The 18,788-nt window shown below is 63.0% G+C and carries 20 protein-coding genes and 1 pseudogene; 9 read left to right on the top strand and 12 right to left on the bottom strand.

What is annotated here, in order from left to right; translation table 11 throughout:
- Nucleotides 1-238: pseudogene (locus EOA22_RS04595) on the bottom strand (HlyD family secretion protein); the annotation flags it as partial.
- Nucleotides 231-695 (bottom strand): MarR family winged helix-turn-helix transcriptional regulator, encoded by a 465-nt coding sequence (locus tag EOA22_RS04600; RefSeq protein ID WP_013528500.1) that lies wholly within the window; start codon nucleotides 693-695, stop codon nucleotides 231-233. The gene EOA22_RS04600 and the pseudogene EOA22_RS04595, both read right to left, overlap by 8 nt.
- Before the next feature lie 178 nt (nucleotides 696-873).
- Here EOA22_RS04600 and EOA22_RS04605 point away from each other — a divergent pair, with 178 nt between their 5' ends.
- From EOA22_RS04605 to yihA, 3 genes are all read left to right on the top strand, one after another.
- Nucleotides 874-1,188: a hypothetical protein gene (locus EOA22_RS04605; RefSeq protein WP_024502096.1), complete on the top strand. Its 315-nt coding sequence runs from the start codon at nucleotides 874-876 to the stop codon at nucleotides 1,186-1,188.
- Nucleotides 1,189-1,312: 124 nt separating this feature from the next.
- A complete protein-coding gene (locus tag EOA22_RS04610) occupies nucleotides 1,313-1,951 on the top strand; it encodes a CatB-related O-acetyltransferase (protein WP_063170424.1) in 639 nt (212 codons plus the stop codon).
- A complete protein-coding gene (gene yihA, locus EOA22_RS04615) occupies nucleotides 1,948-2,607 on the top strand; it encodes a ribosome biogenesis GTP-binding protein YihA/YsxC (protein WP_024502094.1) in 660 nt (219 codons plus the stop codon). Before EOA22_RS04610 ends, yihA begins: the two co-directional genes overlap by 4 nt.
- A 91-nt stretch (nucleotides 2,608-2,698) precedes the next feature.
- Here the strand turns inward: yihA and EOA22_RS04620 are convergent, their stop codons facing one another.
- Nucleotides 2,699-3,433 carry a TetR/AcrR family transcriptional regulator gene (locus tag EOA22_RS04620; RefSeq protein WP_013528496.1) on the bottom strand — a complete coding sequence of 245 codons (735 nt, stop codon included), beginning with the start codon at nucleotides 3,431-3,433 and terminating at the stop codon, nucleotides 2,699-2,701.
- Between the two features lie 132 nt (nucleotides 3,434-3,565).
- Here EOA22_RS04620 and EOA22_RS04625 point away from each other — a divergent pair, with 132 nt between their 5' ends.
- Nucleotides 3,566-4,765, top strand: coding sequence for an HlyD family secretion protein (locus EOA22_RS04625; RefSeq protein ID WP_127389859.1), 1,200 nt, complete (start codon nucleotides 3,566-3,568; stop codon nucleotides 4,763-4,765).
- A 22-nt stretch (nucleotides 4,766-4,787) separates the two neighbouring features.
- Nucleotides 4,788-6,383, top strand: coding sequence for a DHA2 family efflux MFS transporter permease subunit (locus EOA22_RS04630; protein ID WP_063169717.1), 1,596 nt, complete (start codon nucleotides 4,788-4,790; stop codon nucleotides 6,381-6,383).
- Between the two features lie 198 nt (nucleotides 6,384-6,581).
- Here EOA22_RS04630 and msrB read toward each other — a convergent pair whose 3' ends face one another.
- The 4 genes from msrB to EOA22_RS04655 form a co-directional block, all read right to left on the bottom strand.
- Complete coding sequence (gene msrB, locus EOA22_RS04640; protein ID WP_013528493.1) at nucleotides 6,582-7,085, bottom strand: peptide-methionine (R)-S-oxide reductase MsrB; 504 nt, start codon at nucleotides 7,083-7,085, stop codon at nucleotides 6,582-6,584.
- 212 nt (nucleotides 7,086-7,297) lie between these two features.
- Nucleotides 7,298-7,855 carry a fasciclin domain-containing protein gene (locus tag EOA22_RS04645; protein ID WP_013528492.1) on the bottom strand — a complete coding sequence of 186 codons (558 nt, stop codon included), beginning with the start codon at nucleotides 7,853-7,855 and terminating at the stop codon, nucleotides 7,298-7,300.
- A gap of 221 nt (nucleotides 7,856-8,076) precedes the next feature.
- Nucleotides 8,077-8,805: an anti-sigma factor gene (locus EOA22_RS04650; RefSeq protein WP_127389860.1), complete on the bottom strand. Its 729-nt coding sequence runs from the start codon at nucleotides 8,803-8,805 to the stop codon at nucleotides 8,077-8,079.
- A complete protein-coding gene (locus EOA22_RS04655; RefSeq protein ID WP_063169719.1) occupies nucleotides 8,802-9,341 on the bottom strand; it encodes a sigma-70 family RNA polymerase sigma factor in 540 nt (179 codons plus the stop codon). The genes EOA22_RS04650 and EOA22_RS04655 overlap by 4 nt, the downstream gene beginning before the upstream one ends.
- A gap of 152 nt (nucleotides 9,342-9,493) precedes the next feature.
- Between EOA22_RS04655 and EOA22_RS04660 the strand changes: the two genes are divergently transcribed.
- Complete coding sequence (locus tag EOA22_RS04660; protein WP_063169720.1) at nucleotides 9,494-10,993, top strand: amidase; 1,500 nt, start codon at nucleotides 9,494-9,496, stop codon at nucleotides 10,991-10,993.
- Nucleotides 10,994-11,096: 103 nt separating this feature from the next.
- The gene (argB, locus tag EOA22_RS04665) at nucleotides 11,097-11,990 is read left to right on the top strand and encodes an acetylglutamate kinase (RefSeq protein ID WP_013528489.1); all 894 of its coding nucleotides are present in this window, start codon (nucleotides 11,097-11,099) and stop codon (nucleotides 11,988-11,990) included.
- A gap of 8 nt (nucleotides 11,991-11,998) precedes the next feature.
- On the opposite strand, the gene bchE is transcribed toward argB, so the two are convergent.
- Both bchE and EOA22_RS04675 read right to left on the bottom strand, forming a co-directional pair.
- Nucleotides 11,999-13,567: a magnesium-protoporphyrin IX monomethyl ester anaerobic oxidative cyclase gene (gene bchE / locus EOA22_RS04670; RefSeq protein ID WP_063169721.1), complete on the bottom strand. Its 1,569-nt coding sequence runs from the start codon at nucleotides 13,565-13,567 to the stop codon at nucleotides 11,999-12,001.
- A 117-nt stretch (nucleotides 13,568-13,684) separates the two neighbouring features.
- A complete protein-coding gene (locus EOA22_RS04675) occupies nucleotides 13,685-14,161 on the bottom strand; it encodes an Lrp/AsnC family transcriptional regulator (RefSeq protein ID WP_024502088.1) in 477 nt (158 codons plus the stop codon).
- A gap of 136 nt (nucleotides 14,162-14,297) precedes the next feature.
- On the opposite strand from EOA22_RS04675, the gene phhA reads away from it, so the two are divergent.
- Nucleotides 14,298-15,134 (top strand): phenylalanine 4-monooxygenase, encoded by an 837-nt coding sequence (phhA, locus tag EOA22_RS04680; RefSeq protein ID WP_063169722.1) that lies wholly within the window; start codon nucleotides 14,298-14,300, stop codon nucleotides 15,132-15,134.
- Nucleotides 15,135-15,255: 121 nt separating this feature from the next.
- On the opposite strand, the gene EOA22_RS04685 is transcribed toward phhA, so the two are convergent.
- The 3 genes from EOA22_RS04685 to EOA22_RS04695 form a co-directional block, all read right to left on the bottom strand.
- Nucleotides 15,256-16,695 carry a GMC family oxidoreductase gene (locus EOA22_RS04685; protein WP_063169723.1) on the bottom strand — a complete coding sequence of 480 codons (1,440 nt, stop codon included), beginning with the start codon at nucleotides 16,693-16,695 and terminating at the stop codon, nucleotides 15,256-15,258.
- Nucleotides 16,692-16,868: a hypothetical protein gene (locus EOA22_RS04690; protein WP_082826619.1), complete on the bottom strand. Its 177-nt coding sequence runs from the start codon at nucleotides 16,866-16,868 to the stop codon at nucleotides 16,692-16,694. Before EOA22_RS04690 ends, EOA22_RS04685 begins: the two co-directional genes overlap by 4 nt.
- A gap of 194 nt (nucleotides 16,869-17,062) precedes the next feature.
- On the bottom strand, nucleotides 17,063-17,824 hold the full coding sequence (locus EOA22_RS04695; protein ID WP_013528483.1) for a GGDEF domain-containing protein: 762 nt from the start codon (nucleotides 17,822-17,824) through the stop codon (nucleotides 17,063-17,065).
- 160 nt (nucleotides 17,825-17,984) lie between these two features.
- Between EOA22_RS04695 and EOA22_RS04700 the strand changes: the two genes are divergently transcribed.
- Complete coding sequence (locus EOA22_RS04700; protein ID WP_013528482.1) at nucleotides 17,985-18,698, top strand: pyrimidine 5'-nucleotidase; 714 nt, start codon at nucleotides 17,985-17,987, stop codon at nucleotides 18,696-18,698.
- Nucleotides 18,699-18,788 lie beyond the last annotated feature (90 nt).

Raw genomic sequence — 18,788 nt, forward strand, 5'->3', positions numbered from 1 at the left:
TGGGCTTGACCGGCGCCGGAGGCGCCACCGCAACCCCGGCCTGGCGTGGCTCCTTGGACGGAGCCTCGAGCGCCGCCGGCTCCAGGGCGACCGGTGATTCGAGCTCGTCATTGTCGATGACGGTGCTGGCTCGCCTTTGCTCGCGTTCGCTGTCCAGCCGGATGACCTGGTCGCGCGCCCGGTCGGCGGCGGATCCGTCTTCTTCGACAGGCTTCTTTGGTGAGGTTGATTCAGCCATGTGTTTTCTCCCGGTCGGCGGCAGGCTGGGCGCAAGCCGCGAGCAGATTGGATTTGATGAGGGATAGGGTTTGCAGCAGATGCAGTTGCGCATCCGCGGAAAGGCCGACAAAGGCCTCGTCACGCGTCTTCCGCCCATTGCCGCGCATGATTTCGATCAGCGGATGGGCTTGCGGCTTCAGGTACAGCAGCCATGCCCGGCGGTCAGCGGGATCGGGCCGGCGCTCGATGAAGCCGCTTGCTTCCATCTTGTCGAGCAGCCGGGCGAGCGTGATCGGCGTGATCTCGATCAGGTCCGCCAGTTTGTTCTGGTGGATGCCTTCATGCAGGCTGAGATAGGCCAGCACCTGCCACTGGGCGCGGGTCAGCCCCGATGCCCGCGACCTCTGCTCGAACCGCTTTCGAAGCAGGCGCGCGACATCGTGCAGCACGAAGCTGATGTTGGGTGACGATGGCATGGGAGGTACTGGAGTTTTTCGGCGCGACTGTTAGTGAGCATGCTTATTATCATCATGCACATAATCTTGCTGGACGCGGTGCGCAAGACGGACTAAGCCCGCCTGGAAAAAATGACGCATGGGCTGCGACCCACCCAAAGGCTCAGGTAGCGGGCTGTTGCCGGGCAAGGATACGACGATGAATTGGCTGAAGATCGCGACCGTGGCGGCCATTGCAGGATGGCCGGGCATTGCGCTCGCAAAGGGCGCCGTCAGTTGCGGCGGCGCCGCCATGCTGGGTGGCGCGCAATTGAACTGCAGCCACGTCGAACCCCAGGCGCCGCCTCAGTTTTGCACCTATAGCTGGGCTCTCCACATGCCGGCCGGCGACCAGAAAATCGTCGAAGGCAGCTTCATGCTGCCGCCCGGCGCCACGAATGTCACCGTCTATCAGGGCAGCGGTTTCGACAGTGCGCTGTCCGATCCGATCGTGATTTGCCGCGGCAGCAAATGAGCAAGGCCGTCAAGGAAAGCTCGCTCGTCACCCGATTGGTGCTATAGGGCGGACCACGCTATTTTGAACGGGCGCATTCGAGTTTCGGATGCACCTGGCGGCCATTTCTCTGACGGATTTCGACATGGACGGACCCAACCCAGACATCAAGCACCCGATCCCGATGCATACCCGCGTCGGCTTCCTCAAGGGACTGGTGAACGCGCCAAACATCGAGATCGGCGACTTCACCTATTATGACGACCCCGACGGGCCGGACAAATTCGCCGAGAAATGCGTCCTGCATCACTATCCGTTCATAGGCGACAAGCTGATCATCGGCAGGTTCTGCGCCATCGCCGAGGGCGCGCGCTTCATCATGAACGGCGCCAACCACGCCATGTCCGGCTTTTCGACCTATCCGTTCAATATTTTCGGCCATGGCTGGGAAAAGGGTTTTAACCCGGCGACCTGGTCGAAGGAGGTGCGCGGCGACACCATCGTCGGCAACGACGTCTGGATCGGGATGGAGGCGGTGATCCTGCCCGGGGTGGAAATCGGCCACGGCGCCATCGTCGCTGCGAAATCGGTGGTGACGCACGACGTGCCGCCCTATGCGATCGTCGCCGGCAACGCGGCCAAGGTGGTAAAGATGCGTTTCGACGACCGGACAATCAGGCGGCTGCTGGCGGTGGCGTGGTGGGACTGGCCGGTAGACAAGGTCAGCCGCAACCTCGATGCTATCCGGGGTGTCAATATTTCTCTTCTGGAGGCAGCAGCTTGAACGCTCTGAACAGCAGCATAATCGGCACCGAACTGTTTACGCGAGGGTGGATCTTCATCCGCGGCGTGCCGGCGATGAAGTTCCTGCCACCGGAAGGGCCGCCGGAAATCGCCTTTGCCGGCCGCTCGAATGTCGGCAAGTCGTCGCTGATCAATGCGCTGGTCAACCAGAAGGGGCTGGCGCGCACTTCCAACACGCCGGGGCGCACGCAGGAGCTCAACTATTTCGTGCCGGATGGATTTTCGGGCGAGGGCGCCGACCTGCCACCCTTGGCGCTGGTCGACATGCCCGGCTACGGCTACGCCACCGCGCCCAAGGAGAAGGTCGACGAGTGGACCAAGCTGGTCTTCGATTACCTCAAGGGCCGGGTCACGCTGAAACGCGTCTATGTGCTGATCGACGCCCGTCATGGCATCAAGGCCAAGGACGACGAAGTGCTGTCGCTGCTCGACAAGGCGGCGGTGTCCTATCAGATCGTGCTGACCAAGACCGACAAGATCAAGACTGCCGGCGTGCCGAGGCTGATCGAGGAGACGCTGGCAAAGATCAAGAAGCGGCCGGCGGCGTTCCCGTTCGTGCTGGCCACCTCTTCTGAAAAGGCCGAGGGCCTTCAGGAATTGCAGGCAGCCATCGTGCTTGCCGCCAATGGCGGCTAAAGCATCCGCACCTTAGAGCAATTCTAGGAAAAGTGTGAAGCGGTTTTCCGTCCAGAATTGCGTCTAAACAAAGAGTTAGAGCATGGTCTGGCTAGGGCTTGGCCTCGATAGCAATCGTCTGATGGCCTTCTTCCGCCACAAGCCTTTCGGTGCCGTAGGCCTTCAGGAACATGCTGACGCCTGACCTGACGATGTGGTCGATCTCGTCCTGGGTCGGGGCCTTGGTGCGGTAGGCGAAGATGCACTGGCGGAACAGACCGGCCAGGCACAGTTCGGTGAACTGATAGGCGGCAAGATCGACATCGTCGATGCGCAGCAGGTCGCGCTCGATGGCGGCATTGAGAAAGGCCGCGACCTTGTCGTGGCCACGCTTGGGACCGCGCTCGTAAAAACGCGCGCCCATGTCGGGGATCCGGTCTGATGCCCCGATCACCGTGCGCTGCGCTTGGACGACCTTGGCCGACGTGATCTTGAGAGCCAGCACCTTGCCGAACTTCACCAGCGTCTCGCGCAGGTTGTCGGCATTGTCCAGCACGTCATACATGTTCTTGAAGATGGTGCCGCGCTCTTCCTCGATCAGCGCCTCGAACAGCTCTTCCTTGTTGGCGAAGTAGACGTAGATCGTACCCTTGGAGACGCCGGCCTCGCGGGTGATGTCGTTCATCGAGGCGGCTTCGAAGCCCTTGTCGATGAAGACACGACGGGCGCCGTCGATGATCTGGCTGCGCTTGGCCGGATCCTGCCCCGCGGCCGGGCGGCCACGGCGCAAGCTTTCCAACAGGTCGTCACACGACTCGTTTTCGACATTGGGCGGGGTCTCGGCCATGAAAGTCACACCTCGAAAATAATTCGAACCAAGCGGTTCGATTGCCCTTGATATGGTCCTCTTTACGCGCTATGTCAACGGCCGGATCGAACCGAACGGTTCAATATTATATTATAACTTTAGAGAGATGTCATGTCCTCGAACGCGCCGACCACTGCTGAAGTCCGTCCCTTCCCCAACGCCAAGGTTGCGCCAGCGACGGAAGCACCGGAAGTACCTGTCCAGCCCGTCTCGTCGCCGCCGGCAGAGGCTCCGGCCAGGAAGAAGCGTTCGGTGCGTTCCTTCCTGCTGCCGGTCATCGGTGTTGCCTTGCTGGGCGCCGGCGCCTGGTATGGGTACGACTACTGGACAACGGGCCGCTTCATGATCTCGACGGACGATGCCTATGTCCAGGCGGACATGGCGTTCATCTCGCCCAAGATTTCCGGCTATGTCGATCAGGTCAAGGTCAGCGAGAACCAGCTGGTCAAGGCCGGCGATCCGCTGCTCGTCGTCGATGACGGCGATTACAAGATTGCCGTCGCCCAGGCCGAGGCGCAGATCGCCACCTTGAGCAAGACGCTCGACCGTATCGACGCCCAGACCGACGCGGCCCGCGCCTCGCTGCAGCAGGCCCAGGCGCAGAAGGTCGCCGACCAGGCCGCGGCCGACAACGCAGGCAAGGTCGCGGCGCGCGCCTCGCAGCTGCTCAAGACCCATGTCGGCACACAGGCGCAGCTGCACGACGCCCAGACCGCGGTCCAGCAGGCCGATGCCGCCCTTGTCGGCGCCGACGCACAGATCGCCGCCGCGCAAGCCAATATCGGCGTGCTGCAGGCGCAGCGCGCGGAATCGGCGAGCACGCTGGCGTCCCTGCAGCTCAGCCATGACAAGGCGCTGCGCGATCTTTCCTTCACCGTGCTCAAGGCGCCATATGACGGCATCGTCGGCAACCGCTCGGTCGAGCAGGGCGACCTTGTCAGCCCCGGCCAGAAGCTCGCCGTCATCGTGCCGATGGACAAGCTCTACATCGTCGCCAACTTCAAGGAGACACAACTTGCCCGGCTGGTTCCCGGCGAGAAGGTCAGGATCTCGGTCGATGCGACCGACGGCCAGGACTTCGAGGGAACCGTTTCGTCGCTGGCGCCGGCTTCGGGTGCCGTGTTCTCGCTGCTGCCGCCCGAAAACGCCACCGGCAACTTCACCAAGGTCGTGCAGCGCGTTCCGGTCCGCATCGATGTGCCGGCCGATGCGCTGAAGAGCGGTAAGCTGCGCGCCGGCCTGAGCGTCGTCGTCGCCGTCGACAGCCGCACCGCCCCATCCGGGTCGGCGTCAGTGGCAGCGTCGAATTGAGCGGCGGCCGGGGAGCAATGCCATGGCAACCGCAACCCTGACAGCAGGAGCGCCGCCGGCGAGGCCGGCTGTGCCTGACACCATTTCGACGCGGCGCGTCATCGCCTTCCTGGCGATGGTGTTCGGCATGTTCATGGCCATCCTCGACATCCAGATCGTCTCCGCCTCGCTGTCGGAGATCCAGGCCGGCCTGAGCGCCAGCTCCGACGAAATTCCGTGGGTGCAGACCGCCTACCTGATCGCCGAAGTGGTGATGATCCCGCTGTCGGGCTTTCTCAGCCGGATGCTGTCGACGCGCGTGCTGTTCACCATCTCGGCGGCAGGCTTCACCGCGGCCAGTGCGCTGGCGGCGACCGCCACCAACATCGACCAGATGATCGTCTACCGCGCCGTCCAGGGCTTCATCGGCGGCGGCATGATACCGAGCGTCTTTGCCGCTGCCTTCACCATCTTCCCGCCCTCGCGCCGCGCCGTCGTCTCGCCGATGATCGGCCTCGTGGCGACGCTGGCGCCGACCATCGGCCCGACCGTCGGTGGCTATATCAGCCATGCCATGTCCTGGCATTGGCTGTTCCTGGTCAATGTCGTGCCCGGCATCCTGGTGACAACGGCGGCCTGGATGCTGATCGACTTCGACAAGCCCAACCTCAAGCTGTTCAGCAAGTTCGACTGGTGGGGCCTCGCCGGCATGGCGGCCTTCCTGGGCTGCATGGAATATGTGCTCGAGGAAGGCCCCAACAATGACTGGCTGCAGGACCAGGGCGTCTTCATCTGCGCCGTCGTCATGACCGTCGGCGCGGTCCTGTTCTTCTGGCGCGTATTCACCGCCGAGGAGCCGATCGTCGACCTGAAGGCCTTCACCAACATCAACTTCGCCTTCGGCTCGCTATTCTCGTTCGTCATCGGCATCGGTCTCTACGGCCTGACCTATCTCTACCCGGTGTTCCTCGGGCGCATCCGCGGCTACGATTCGATGATGATCGGCGAGGCTCTGTTCGTCAGCGGCCTGGCGATGTTCTTCACCGCGCCGATCTCGGGCATCCTGTCGAACAAGATGGACCCGCGCCTGATGATGATGATCGGCTTCTTCGGCTTCGCCACCGGCACCTGGTGGATGACGCATCTGACCGCCGACTGGGATTTCTATGAGCTGCTCATCCCGCAGATCCTGCGCGGCTGTTCGATGATGCTGTGCATGGTTCCGATCAACAACATCGCGCTCGGCACCTTGCCGCCCGAGCGGCTGAAGAACGCGTCCGGCCTGTTCAATCTCACCCGCAACCTTGGCGGTGCCGTCGGCCTTGCGCTGATCAATACCGTGCTGATCGACCGCAACGCCTTCCACTACGCAAGGCTCTCCGAGCATGTGCAATGGGGCAGTGAAGCCGCGCAGACCAAGCTGCAGAACATGACCCGCAATTTCGAGCAGACCCCCGGCCTCGATGCGACAAGCGCTGCGATCTCCAAGTTGTCTGGCATGGTCCAGCAGCAGGCGGCGTTGCTGTCCTTCATGGACGTGTTCTTCATGCTGACGGTGCTGTTTGCGACGCTTGGCCTGTTCACCATGCTGATCCGCAAGCCGGCCGCACCGGGTGGCGGCGGCGGTGGGGGGCACTGATAGGGAGCAATTCCAGGAAAAGTGTAAGGCGGTTTTCCCGGGAAAAGCGCGCAGCGCTTTCCCTTGGAGATTGCGACAAGACAAGGATACGTGGGCAGCGGTTTCGGGAAGCTCCTCCAGTCCACGCCCGAAAAGCTCTGACCGCGTAAAAAACTCCGGGCCGCAAGCCCGGAGTTTTTTGCATTCGGGTCTATGGACTCAGGCCGTGGCCGGTTTGAAGGTCAGCGCGACGCCGTTGATGCAGTGGCGCAGGCCGGTCGGCGCCGGACCGTCGTCGAAGACATGGCCGAGATGGCCGCCGCAGCGGCGGCAATGTGCCTCGGTACGCGTCATGCCGAGCGACCTGTCCACGGTCGTGCCGATCGCCTTGGGGATCTCTTGCCAGAAGCTCGGCCATCCGGTGCCGGAATCGAATTTCGTCTCCGACGAATAGACCGGCAGGTCGCAGCCGGCACAGGCGAAAATGCCCTTGCGGTGTTCGTTGAGCAGCGGGCTGGTGCCGGGGTACTCCGTGCCTTCCTTGCGCAGCACGTCGAAGGCGGCCGGCGACAGGATGGCTTTCCACTCGGCGTCGGTCTTGACGACCTCGAAGCTCTCGGCCGCTTGTGCTGCCTGCGGATCGCCCATGCGCAGCATCGTTGCCGCGGCCCCGATCACGCCGATGGCGGCGGCACCGCTCAAAAGAAAGTCGCGACGGTTCATGACCAGTTCCTCCTGATGTCCTTTTGCCAAACTACACCGCCGCGCGGAAATCAAAAGCCGGTGACGGTAGCCCCTCGAACGAACACTCCGCGCCCTCCCACATCCGAATGCAGGCGGGCGCGAAGTGCACGGGCCAATTGCGGATCACGGGAGCGGGATCGTGCAATCGACGGAGGGTCCTTGCCGTCAGTTCGCCGGCAGCAAGCCCCTTGTTACATCTTGGGCAAAAGAACCTTGTCGATGACGTGGATGACGCCATTGGACTGTTCGACATCGGCGATCGTCACATTGGCGACATTGCCGTTCTCGTCGGTGACCGTGACCTTGCCGCCGTCGGCCTTGAGCGACAATTCGCAGCCGCCGACCGTCTTGACCTTGTGGGTGCCGCCGTCAGCCTTGGCCATCGCGGCCACATCTGCTCCCATCGCCTTGGCGCCGATGACATGGCAGGTCAGGATCTTGGTGAGCTTGTCCTTGTTTTCTGGCTTGAGCAGCGTCTCGACCGTACCGGCCGGAAGGGCTGCGAAGGCTTCGTTGGTCGGCGCGAACACGGTGAACGGACCGGCGCCCTGCAGCGTCTCGACAAGGCCGGCGGCCTTCACGGCGGCGACCAGCGTGGTGTGATCCTTCGAGTTCACGGCGTTCTCGACGATGTTCTTGTTGGCATACATGGCGGCGCCGCCAACCATCGGGTTTTCGGCGTAGGCGGCGGTGGCAAGGGCCGAAACGGCGATCGTACCGGCGAGCAAAAGGGTGGCGTATCTACGCATGATGTCGAACTCCTCGGGTTTTTCTCTTCCCATTCTTGGGGACGCGAGGAGATACGGAACAAACTCGCCCGAGTTTCAGAAATATTGTGATTCTTGATTTTATCCACGGCGCAGAGGGATTTCCCGAGCCATCGGCCGCCTGCCGACATGCTGTCTATGGGCATGTTCAGCGAAGGATAGACTTATGATAGTCTGTTGTGATTTTTCAGGTGAAGAGCCGGTCAGATGCTCTTCAGGTCGCCAGCGGCAACCACCGGTCCGGTCGGCTGTCCGGTCGGCGAACCGCCCGACGGCTCGAGGCTGACGGCAAGCACCGCGCCCTGGGCAAGCTTCTGCTGGGCCGCCGGCGAGACGACGATATGTGCCGTAGCACCGGTCGGAATGACGCCCATCGAGACCGGCGGGTTCTTGCCCTCGATCATCCACAGCTCGAAGTCCTTGCCGGAAGCACGCTCACCGGAGACATGCGACAGGCCGACTTCGTGATGCGCGGCGTCGTAGACGGCAAGATATCTGACGTCGCTGCCTTCGGCGGCCAGCGAAGCGACGAGGCGCGCCTGCGGCTGCTCGACCGGCGGGTTGAAGACGGGCACGGCGATGTAAATCGCCAGTGCCGCAACCACGGCTGCGGCAAGGTCGCGCCAGAAGGCCAGGCTGGACCAAAGGCCGCCGCGCACTTCGGCGGGCCTGCTCACCGCGGCAGCGGTAGCGAACAGGCGGCGGTCGACCGCGGTCTTCACCGAAACCGGCGGCTCGACTTCCCGAAAGGCGGCGGCAAGCGGTGAGAGCCTGACCTCCCAGTCCTCGACAAGACGGGCGAAAACCGTATCCGCATCGATGCGGCGAGAGACGATCTGGCGTTCGTCGGCATCGAGCACGCCGAGAACGTACTCGGCGGCGAGCAGGTCGTCGCCTCCACGTTCCGGTCCTGTGTCTTCTGCCAGCGTCATCTTTCCAGGCATTCTCTGAGTTTCAACAGGCTGCGGCGCAGCCATGTACGCATCGTGTTCAGCGGCACGCCATGGCGCTCCGCCAGTTCGGCATAGCTCTCGCCCTTGAGATAGGCGCCCCGGACGGCTGCTGCCCGGTCCTTCTCCAGCTCATCGAGACAATGGTGGATACGTTCGGATTCGTCGCCCGCCACCGCCATCGCTTCAGGCCCCGGCGCCGGATCGGCCACGTCGAGCGCGGCATCGATGTCGGCGGCGGGGTTGCGCCGCGCTCTGATGCGATCGATCGCATGATTGCGCGCGATTGCCACCAGCCAGGAGATCGGGCTTAGATCGGAAACAGCAAAACGGTCGGCCTTCGTCCATATCTTGACGAAGACTTCCTGCAGCGCTTCTTCCGCGTCTCCCCGGTCGTTCAATACACGAAGACAGACGCCAAAAAGTTTCGCGCTGGTCTGCCGGTAAAGCAGATCGAACGCGGCCCGATCCTTCATCGAAGTCCGAACGATCAGCTTGGTGATGTCCTGCGGCGTCATTGCAGGCAAATTAGGCGATTGCCATGTATTTGCAACGACGGAAATAACCTTGTGCACGCCTAAGCTTTTGTGTGTCGCCGGCCCGGATCCGTCGGTCGATTGCCAATGGAATTGCCACTGGCTAGCTTGCCTTCATTGATGGGGGAGCGCGCATGTCGGTCGAACGGATCCTTTGGGAAGAAGATGCCACCGGCCTCGCCAATCTGGTCCGCAAGGGCGAGGTTTCGGCCGTCGAACTGACCGACGCCGCGATTGCCCGCGCCGAGGCCACCCGTCCCGACATCAATGCCACGGCCGAACCGCTCTACGATGCCGCCCGCGCCCGCGCCAAGACCGTCGACCCCTCGCTGCCGCTGGCTGGTGTTCCCTTCGCCATCAAGGATCTCGGCATCGCCATCAAGGGCGTGCCGACGCATGGCGGCAGCCGCATTCCGGCATGGCTGGCCGATGTCAATTCGGCGCTGACCGACCGCTATCTCGCTGCCGGACTTATCCCGATCGTCACCTCAACATCGCCGGAGCACGGGCTTCGATTGATGACCGAATCCAGGGCCTTTGGCATCACCCGCAATCCGTGGAACACCGGCCATACCAGCGGCGGCTCTTCGGGCGGTTCGGCAGCACTGGTCGCAGCCGGCGTCGTGCCGGTGGCGCATGCCTCCGATGGCGGCGGCTCGATCCGTGTGCCTGCCGCCTGCACCGGACTTGTCGGCCTGAAGACGTCGCGCGGCCGTATACCGCTGACGCCCCTGGTGAGCGAAAGCTGGTACGGCATGGTCGTCGACCATGCGCTCACCCGTTCGGTGCGCGATTGCGCGCTGCTGCTCGACCTGACCCACGGGCCCGATCCTCTGTCGCCCTATGCCGCGCCGCGGCCGAAAGGCACGTTCGCGGCTGCCGCCGCACGCGATCCCGGCAAGCTCAGTCTGGCCGTGTACCGCAAATCGCCGCTTCGCCTGCCGATCTCGGACGAGACGCTCAAGGCGCTCGACACGGCGGTGGCGCTTGCCCGCGAGGGCGGCCACACGGTCGAGGAGATCGACTTGCCCTTTATCGGCCGCGATTTCTTCGCCGATTTCTGCAGGACGGTTGCCTCCGCCGTCGCTGGCACGATGCGGGCCGAAGCGCTGCGCGTCGGCCGTTCCGTTGCTGGCGACATCGAGCGGGCCACGCGCGTGCTCGCCCGCTTCGGCGAACTGGTGTCGGCCGGCGAGACCTATGCCGACCTGCAGCGGCTGCATGCCGCCTCACGGCGGCTGATCGCAGAGACCGCGCAGTATGACGCCGTGCTGATGCCGATCATTGCCCACCCGCCGCTTGCCTGCGGCGCAATGGATCCGAAAGGCGCCGACGACCTCATCGAGAACCTGCTCGACAAGCTTCACCTGACGCCCTTGCTGAAGCTGAAGCCGTTCTTCGGCCAGTTGATGGACAAGAGCCTCTGGTTCACCCATTGGCCGGCGATCCAGAATGTCAGCGGCCAGCCATCGATCGCCCTGCCGGTCCATGTCACCGACGCCGGCCTGCCGATCGGCGTCCAGGCTGCCGGCCGTCCGGGCGACGAGGAGACGCTTTTGTCGCTCGCCGCGCAGATGGAGAAGATCTCGGGTTGGCTGGGTCGCAGGGCGCCGCTGATGGTGCCGACACGATGACGAGGTCGTGAAGCGCTCGAATATGACAGCAAAGCCATTTGCGGGCGGCGCCAATTCCCGCTAAGACGCCGCCGTCCTTACCGATCTCCAGGGAAAAAAGCCGATGACGGAAATAACCGCCACCGCCGAAATGCAGGCAGCCCTGTTGTCGCGGGCGCTGCCCTACATGCAGCGCTACGAGCACAAGACGGTCGTGGTGAAATATGGCGGCCATGCCATGGGCGACATCGAGCTCGGCAAGGCCTTCGCGCGCGACATCGCGCTGCTCAAGCAATCCGGCGTCAACCCGATCGTCGTCCACGGCGGCGGCCCGCAGATCGGCGCCATGCTGGCCAAGATGGGCATCGAATCCAAGTTCGAAGGCGGCCTGCGCGTCACCGACCAGAAGACGGTCGAGATCGTCGAAATGGTGCTGGCCGGTTCGATCAACAAGGAGATCGTCGCGCTGATCAACGCCGAGGGCGAATGGGCGATCGGCCTGTGCGGCAAGGACGGCAACATGGTGTTCGCCGAAAAGGCCCGCAAGACCATGATCGATCCGGACTCCAACATCGAGCGCGTGCTCGATCTCGGCTTCGTCGGCGAGCCGGTCGAGGTCGACCGTACCTTGCTCGATCTTCTGGCACGCTCCGAAATGATCCCGGTGCTGGCGCCGGTGGCGCCGGGACGCGATGGCCACACCTACAACATCAACGCCGACACCTTCGCCGGCGCCATTGCCGGCGCCTGCCAGGCGACGCGCCTGCTATTCCTCACCGACGTGCCGGGTGTGCTCGACAAGAACAAGAAGCTGATCGACGAACTGACCGTGGCCGAGGCCAAGGCGCTGATCAAGGACGGCACGGTCTCGGGCGGCATGATCCCCAAGGTCGAGACCTGCATCGAAGCGATCGAGCGCGGCGTCGAAGGCGTTGTCATCCTCAACGGCAAGACCCCGCATGCGGTGCTGCTGGAACTGTTCACCGAACATGGCGCCGGCACGCTGATCGTGCCCTGAGGGGCTCGTCAGCCGGCTAACTTTCTCGCCTCGGCATCTTCAATATTGTCGATGGTGGGAATGGCGGGCTTTCTGGCCGGGCGTCGAACGGACATCGATTCCTCCTCGGCATCCTGCGGCGCGCCCCAGAATTCGGCCAGCGTCGGGCCGTCTTTCACCCTGATGTCGCGGACCAGAAAGCCCCAGACCTCGCGGAACCACACGCGGCGGCCCATCTGTGTGTACCAGCGCATCGAATGGCGCTGCTCGGGATCCTTGTGGAACAGGATGCGGGCCAGCGCCTTCGGCCGTGATTGCACCGCCAGCTCGATCAGCTTGACGCTGAAGAACAGCATCCACGGCTTCAGCCGCGTCATCTGCAGCACCTGGTGCTTGTAGTCCCACAGGCGCGCATCCTGCTGGATCACCTTGCGATCCCGCGCGATGCGGAAGAACGGCGTCCAGCGATGCGGCGTCACATAAAGCGCCTGGATCTGGTCGGGGTCGTAGGCGATGAGTTGGCGAAAGCCGCGCCACAGGTCGCGAAACCCTTCGTCCTCGAAGCCGGACACCCAGGTCGCCATAGACAGGATGCCGCTGAGACGCAGCAGCCTTATCGCCTCGCGATCGGATGAGGTGCTGCCGCCCTTGCGGATTAATTGAAGCGTCTGCTCGTCGGTGTTTTCCATGCCGAGCAGCCAGCGGATGACACCGGCCTTGCGGTAGAGATGCAGGATGTCGGCATCGCGCACGATGTCGTCGGCACGGGTCGAACCGACGATCAGCACCGGCACGTTCTCGGCGATCAGGGCATCGAGGAAGGCCCGCCAGGCTTTCTTCGAGACCGTCGGATTCTCGTCGGCAAGATTGATGAGCTCGACGCCATGTTGGCGATGCAGCCATGCGATCTCCCTGGCGAATTTCACCGGATCGCGATGCCGCCAGCGGGTCCAGAAGCCGCGCTGGCCGCAATAGTTGCACAGATGCGGACAGCCGCGCGAAAACTGCATGACCACGGCCCGCTTGCCGCCCCAGTAGCTGTAACTGGGATGGTCGATCAGTTCCCAGCCGACGCGGTAGGCGTCGAGGTCGGCAATGGTCATGGCCGCCTGTGTGGCGAAGGGGCGGCTGAGATCGTCGCGATAGGCGATGCCGGCCACGCTCGCCGGCGGCTGGCGCATCTCCAGCCCTTCGATCAGCGCCACCACCGTCGCTTCGCCCTCGCCGCGCACGATGAAGTCGAAGGCATCGGTAGCGGCCAGGATGTCGCGCCAATGATAGGTCGGGAAAACGCCGCCATAGATGATGATGGTCGCCGGCTCGCGCTCCTTGATCATGCGCGCGATCACCAAGGCGGTCGGGTGCGCCGAGGTCGAGCCGGAATGGCCGATCAGGACGAAGTCGGGGTGGTCCTCCAGTGCGCTGCGCACGACGTCATCGAGCGGCATCGGCCCGAACTCGGCGTCGACGAGGCGCACCTGATGGCCGGCATCGATCAGCGGCCCGCCGATCGCCAGCAGGCCGAGCGGCGGCAGGTGATCGTCGGGCACGCGGCTGCCGATGGCGGTGTGCGGCGGATTGATCAGGACGATTTTCATGGCGGACCTCCTGGGCAGTTGGTCCGCACAAGCTGGCCGGCGATGTGGACACGTGCTTGGCCCGTTTCAGCAGTTTGCGTGCAGCTTTTCCTCAAGGAGTGCGAAGGGCAGGCATTGTCATCGCCTGAGATGCCCGAGCGGCACATGGCCCGGGCCCTTGATGTTCTGCAGCACCAACTGCGTGTGGACGTCGCGCACGCCGTCGAGCCGCATCAGCCGGTGCATGACGAAAGCGTTGAGCTCGTCGACCGACGGCACCATGACATGCAGCAGAAAGTCATGGTCGCCGGTCATCGTCCAGCACGAGGAAACCTCGTCCATGCGCTGCACGGCGGCGATGAAGCTTTCGGGCGAGCCGTCGCTGTGGCTGACGAGGCGCACCTGGATGAACACCTCGACCATCAGCCCGACAGCGCGGCGGCTGATCACGGCGGCAAATCCCTTGATGATGCCGGCCTCCTGCAGCGCCTCGAAGCGCCGCGCGCATGGTGTCGTCGACAGGCCGATCTCTTGCGCCAGCTCGGAAACCGGTTTGCGCCCGTCGCGCTGCAGGACATCGAGCATCTTGATCTCGAAATCATCGAATCGAGGCATTTTCACTCCTTCCTGGGAATTTCTGAGTGAATATTATCCCGATTTCCGAATTCGAGCCATCATCAAAACCGATTCGCCTCCGCAAATCCGCTTAACGTTCAGCACGTCAGCGATTTGCTTTGCGAGGAGAAAAACCATGACGACGATGAGCGTTGCCGAATACGCCCGCGACTGCGCGGCGCAAGGATTGCGCGGCGACTACTCGGTCTGCCGTGCCGATTTCACCGTGTCGCAGGGTTACGATTACAGCGATGAAGAGCAGGCGGTGTGGCGCACGCTGTGCGACCGCCAGACCAGACTGACGCGCAAGCTCGCCCACCATTCCTACCTCGACGGCGTCGAAAAACTCGGCCTGCTCGACCGTATTCCCGACTTCGACGAGGTCAGCGCCAAGCTGCGCAAACTGACCGGTTGGGAGATCGTCGCGGTGCCGGGGCTCATTCCCGCGGCTCCGTTTTTCGACCATCTCGCCGATCGCCGCTTCCCGGTCACCAACTGGCTGCGGACCAGGCAGGAGCTCGACTACATTGTCGAGCCCGACATGTTCCATGATTTCTTCGGCCATGTGCCGGCGCTGTCGCAACCGGTGTTCGCCGATTTCATGCAGATGTATGGCGAGAAGGCCGGCGACATCATCGCGCTGGGTGGCGACGAGATGATTTCCCGGCTCTACTGGTACACGGCCGAATATGGCCTGATGCGGGAGGCCGGCCAGCCGCTGAAGGCCTTTGGCGCCGGCCTTATGTCGTCGTTTACCGAGCTGCAGTTCGCCGTCGAAGGCAAGGACGCCCACCACGTGCCCTTCGACCTGGAAACGGTGATGCGCACCGGCTACGAGATCGACAAGTTCCAGCGCGCCTATTTCGTGCTGCCGTCCTTCGACGCCTTGCGCGATGCCTTCCAGACCGCCGATTTCGCGGCAATCGTCGCCCGGCGCAAGGACCAGCCGGCGCTCGATCCGGCGACGCTCTAGAGCATTCCAGGAAAAGTGTGAAACGGTTTTCCGTCCGGAATTGCGTCAAACAAAGAGTTAGAGCGGATCGCCGTTCCGTGAAACGGTGAACTGCCCTAGGCAGCATGCTGCCCTGCAGCCGTCAGGCGGTGACCACCTTGCTGAGATGGTCGCCCAGCCGGCAGGCCAGCGCGGTGATCGTCGTCGTCGGGTTGCATTGACCCGACGTGCAGAACACCGAGGAGCCGCCGACATAGAGATTGTCCATGCCGTGCACCTTGCAGTTGGCGTCGACCACGCTCTTGCTGATGTCGGTGCCCATGCGCGTGCCGCCCATATGGTGATGGCCCGCCGTCTCGTCGTTGGTCGGATAGTCCTGACCATTGCTGATCCAGTCGGCAATGCGCACGCGGCCGAGATTCTTCTCGATCAGCGTTGCGCCGAACAGTCTGAGCCCTTCGAGAAGGGTGCGATGTTCCAGTTCGGATTTCTTCCAGTGCAGTTCGATGCGCGGCACGCCGGCATGGTCGACATCGGTCTTCGACAACTCGATCTGGTTGGAGGCCAGCGGCGCCTGTTCCCAGGCGACGTAGAGCTGGGCCGCGCAGCGCAGTCGCTGACTGAGCTGGTAGGACATCCATTCCGCCATGCTGGGCGCCGTGCAGGCGAGGTCGGCGATAAGGCTCTTGACCCCGGGATACGGCGTCTCGATCAGCCGGATGCCGAAGTTCATGATCTGCAGCCGCTCCATGGCGGCAAACGTCGGCGAGAAGAAGGCCTCGTTGACGGCGTCGACCTCGAACGCGTTGTAGTCGGCCAGGATGGCGTTGCCGCCCTCGAAGGTCGGATGCTCCATCCAGTAGCGGCCAAGCGCAGTTGCATTCGGCACGACGCCGCCGTTCGAGCGCTGGTTGGACCACAGAAGCAGCCGCGAATTCTCCAGCCCACCGGTGCAGACGATGAAATAGTCAGCGCTGAACGAGCCGGCATCCTGTCCGTTCGACCACAGCCTGGCGCCAGTCACGCGTCTGCCGTCGCCGGCAAGTTCGGTGGCACAAGTGTTGAGCACCACCGCGATGTTCGTGGCCTTGTCGAGTTCATCGCCGAACTTCTCGGCGAAGCGCACGGCCGGGCTCTTGATCAGCTGCACCCAGCGAATGTCGTCCGAGATCGGCATATCGGGCCGGAGGGCCGGAAGGTCGAGAATATCGCGCACTTCCGGCAGATAGGGTTCGATGTCGGTGCGGGCGATCGGCCAGCCCGTATCGGGTACCCAGGCCTTCGGCTCGAAATCCTGCTTGTCGAGCACGCGGCACCAGCCTGCCCAGTGGTTGGAACTGCCCCCCATGAACCGCAGCCGGGTGATGTCGAGATCGAAATAGAAATCTCCGACCGTGCTGCCCCGGTAAAAGTCCTGCGAGTCGTCGCTGAATTCGCGCGGACCGGCCTCCATCACCACCACCGGAATGCCGGCCGCGCCAAGCTTGCGGGCAATGGTCATGCCGGCCGGACCGGAGCCGAGGATGCAGACCTTCGGGGTGAAGTTCGCAGCGCGATACGCCTCGTAGCTGTCGAAGATCATGCCAGGTCGCTCCGCTTCAGGATCCAGCCATCGACCTCGACGATCTCGTTCGGGTCGGGCTTTGGACCGGCGGCATCGGCATCAGGCAGCTTGCGGAACAAGGACAGGGCAGGCAATGCGATCAACGCCTGCACGAGCGCGCGGCGTGACATTTTCTTGATGATGAAACTCATGGCTGGTCTCTCGGCTGGGCTTCGGCACTGCATGGCGTTCCCAGAACGGCAATTCCCGGAACGACACATGCATCACCGTGGAAGCCAGTATCGTGCCAAGTCTGGCCGCAAAGCAGTGAAAACCCGGCTAAGCGGTACAACCGAGTGCAAACAGGGTTAGAGTTTTCTTAACAGGCCGGTTGCGGCAGATCGGATCACGCCGCCTCGGAAATGCCGGTGTCGATGATCGTCAGGTTACGGCCCTGGTGCTTGGCCTGGTAGAGGCGCCGGTCGGCGGCGCGCATCAACTCCGACACGCTGGCTTCCTCGCCGCAGACAGTACCGCCGATGCTGACCGTGAGCGGAATGGTCCGCTCGTCGACGGGCCGGAAGCGGATCAGCTCGACTTCGCGGCGAATGCGCTCGGCGACGCGCTTGGCCTCCTGCTCGGTGGCGCCAACCAGAAAGGCGCCAAATTCCTCGCCGCCGATGCGGCCGAGCACATCGCCGCTGCGCACGCCGCGCTGAATCGCGCTGGCGATCAAAAGCAGCGCGTCATCGCCGGTCAGGTGGCCGAAATTGTCGTTGATGGTCTTGAAGTGGTCGGCATCGATGATCAGCAGCGCGCCGCGATCGGACTTGCGGCGCGAACCGTCGAGCGCGGCAAAGAAGCTTTCCCGGTTGAGCATGCCGGTCATGTCGTCGCGGCTCGCCTTTTCCGCCAGGCGGCGATGCGCGGCGGCGAGCTGGGCATGGGCTCGGGCGAGATCGCGATGCGCGTTTTTCAGCCTGTCGCTTTGCCAGAAAGTGCTTGCGCTGGCGGCCCACGCCAGCACCAGCGGACAGAGCGTGGAGGTCAGCCAGATCGTCCGGTTGACCGGAAATCCCATGGCCGGAACGATGATCAGGGTCAGCAGGAGAGAGGCCGCGACTGAGGCGAAAGCAACGGCGGCGGATCTCAGAATTATGCTGTTCATCGCTTGCTCCCACAAGACTGCCTCTCTGCCAGCAAGCCCTGAAGGCCACCTTTCCCAGATGCCTAAAATTTGAATCGTGAGACGATTTACGCAACCTCAACGAGCAGAAGTTGTGGATAAAGTCGCTTTCGGAATGCGCGTTTCATGCCATAAGGAGTCCATGACCACGCTCCCTGACCCCGCCCGCTTCGCCCATGTCACCGACTGGGTCTTCGATCTCGATAACACGCTCTATCCGCACCATTCGAATCTGTTCTCGCAGATCGACGTCAAGATGACCGCCTATGTCGGCGAACTGTTGGCATTGCCGCGCGACGATGCGCGCAAGTTGCAGAAGGAGCTCTACCGCGAATATGGCACGACGCTGAACGGCCTGATGACACGCCACGGCATCGACCCCGACGATTTCCTCGAGAAGGTCCACGACATCGACTATTCATGGCTGGTGCCCGATCCCGTTCTCGGCACCGCCATCCGCCAGCTTCCCGGCCGCAAGTTCATCTTCACCAACGGCGACCGCAGGCACGCCGAGCGCACCGCGCGCCAGCTCGGCATCCTCGACCATTTCGACGACATCTTCGACATCGTCGCTGCGGGGCTCAATCCCAAGCCGGCGCGCCAGACCTACGAGAAGTTCGCCGAACTCCACGCCGTCACCGGCCACAATGCGGTGATGTTCGAGGATCTTGCCCGTAACCTTTCGGTGCCGAAGTCGCTCGGCATGACCACGGTGCTGATCGTGCCGCGCAATTTCGAGCCGACCTTTTCCGAGATATGGGAGCGCGACCCGGCCAATGAGGATGATGTCGATTTCGTCACCGACGATCTGGCGGGGTTTCTGACGGCGATTGTGGAGAGGGGGGAGGGGAAATGAAGAAATGATGAAATGACGAATTGGGGATTGATCCGAACGCAGAGCCACAATCCCTTCATTCTTCAATTCTTCAATTCTTCAATTCTTCAA

Origin of the sequence: Mesorhizobium sp. M7A.F.Ca.US.014.04.1.1 (assembly GCF_003998745.1) — a bacterium.
GTDB classification, from domain to species: Bacteria; Pseudomonadota; Alphaproteobacteria; order Rhizobiales; family Rhizobiaceae; genus Mesorhizobium; species Mesorhizobium ciceri.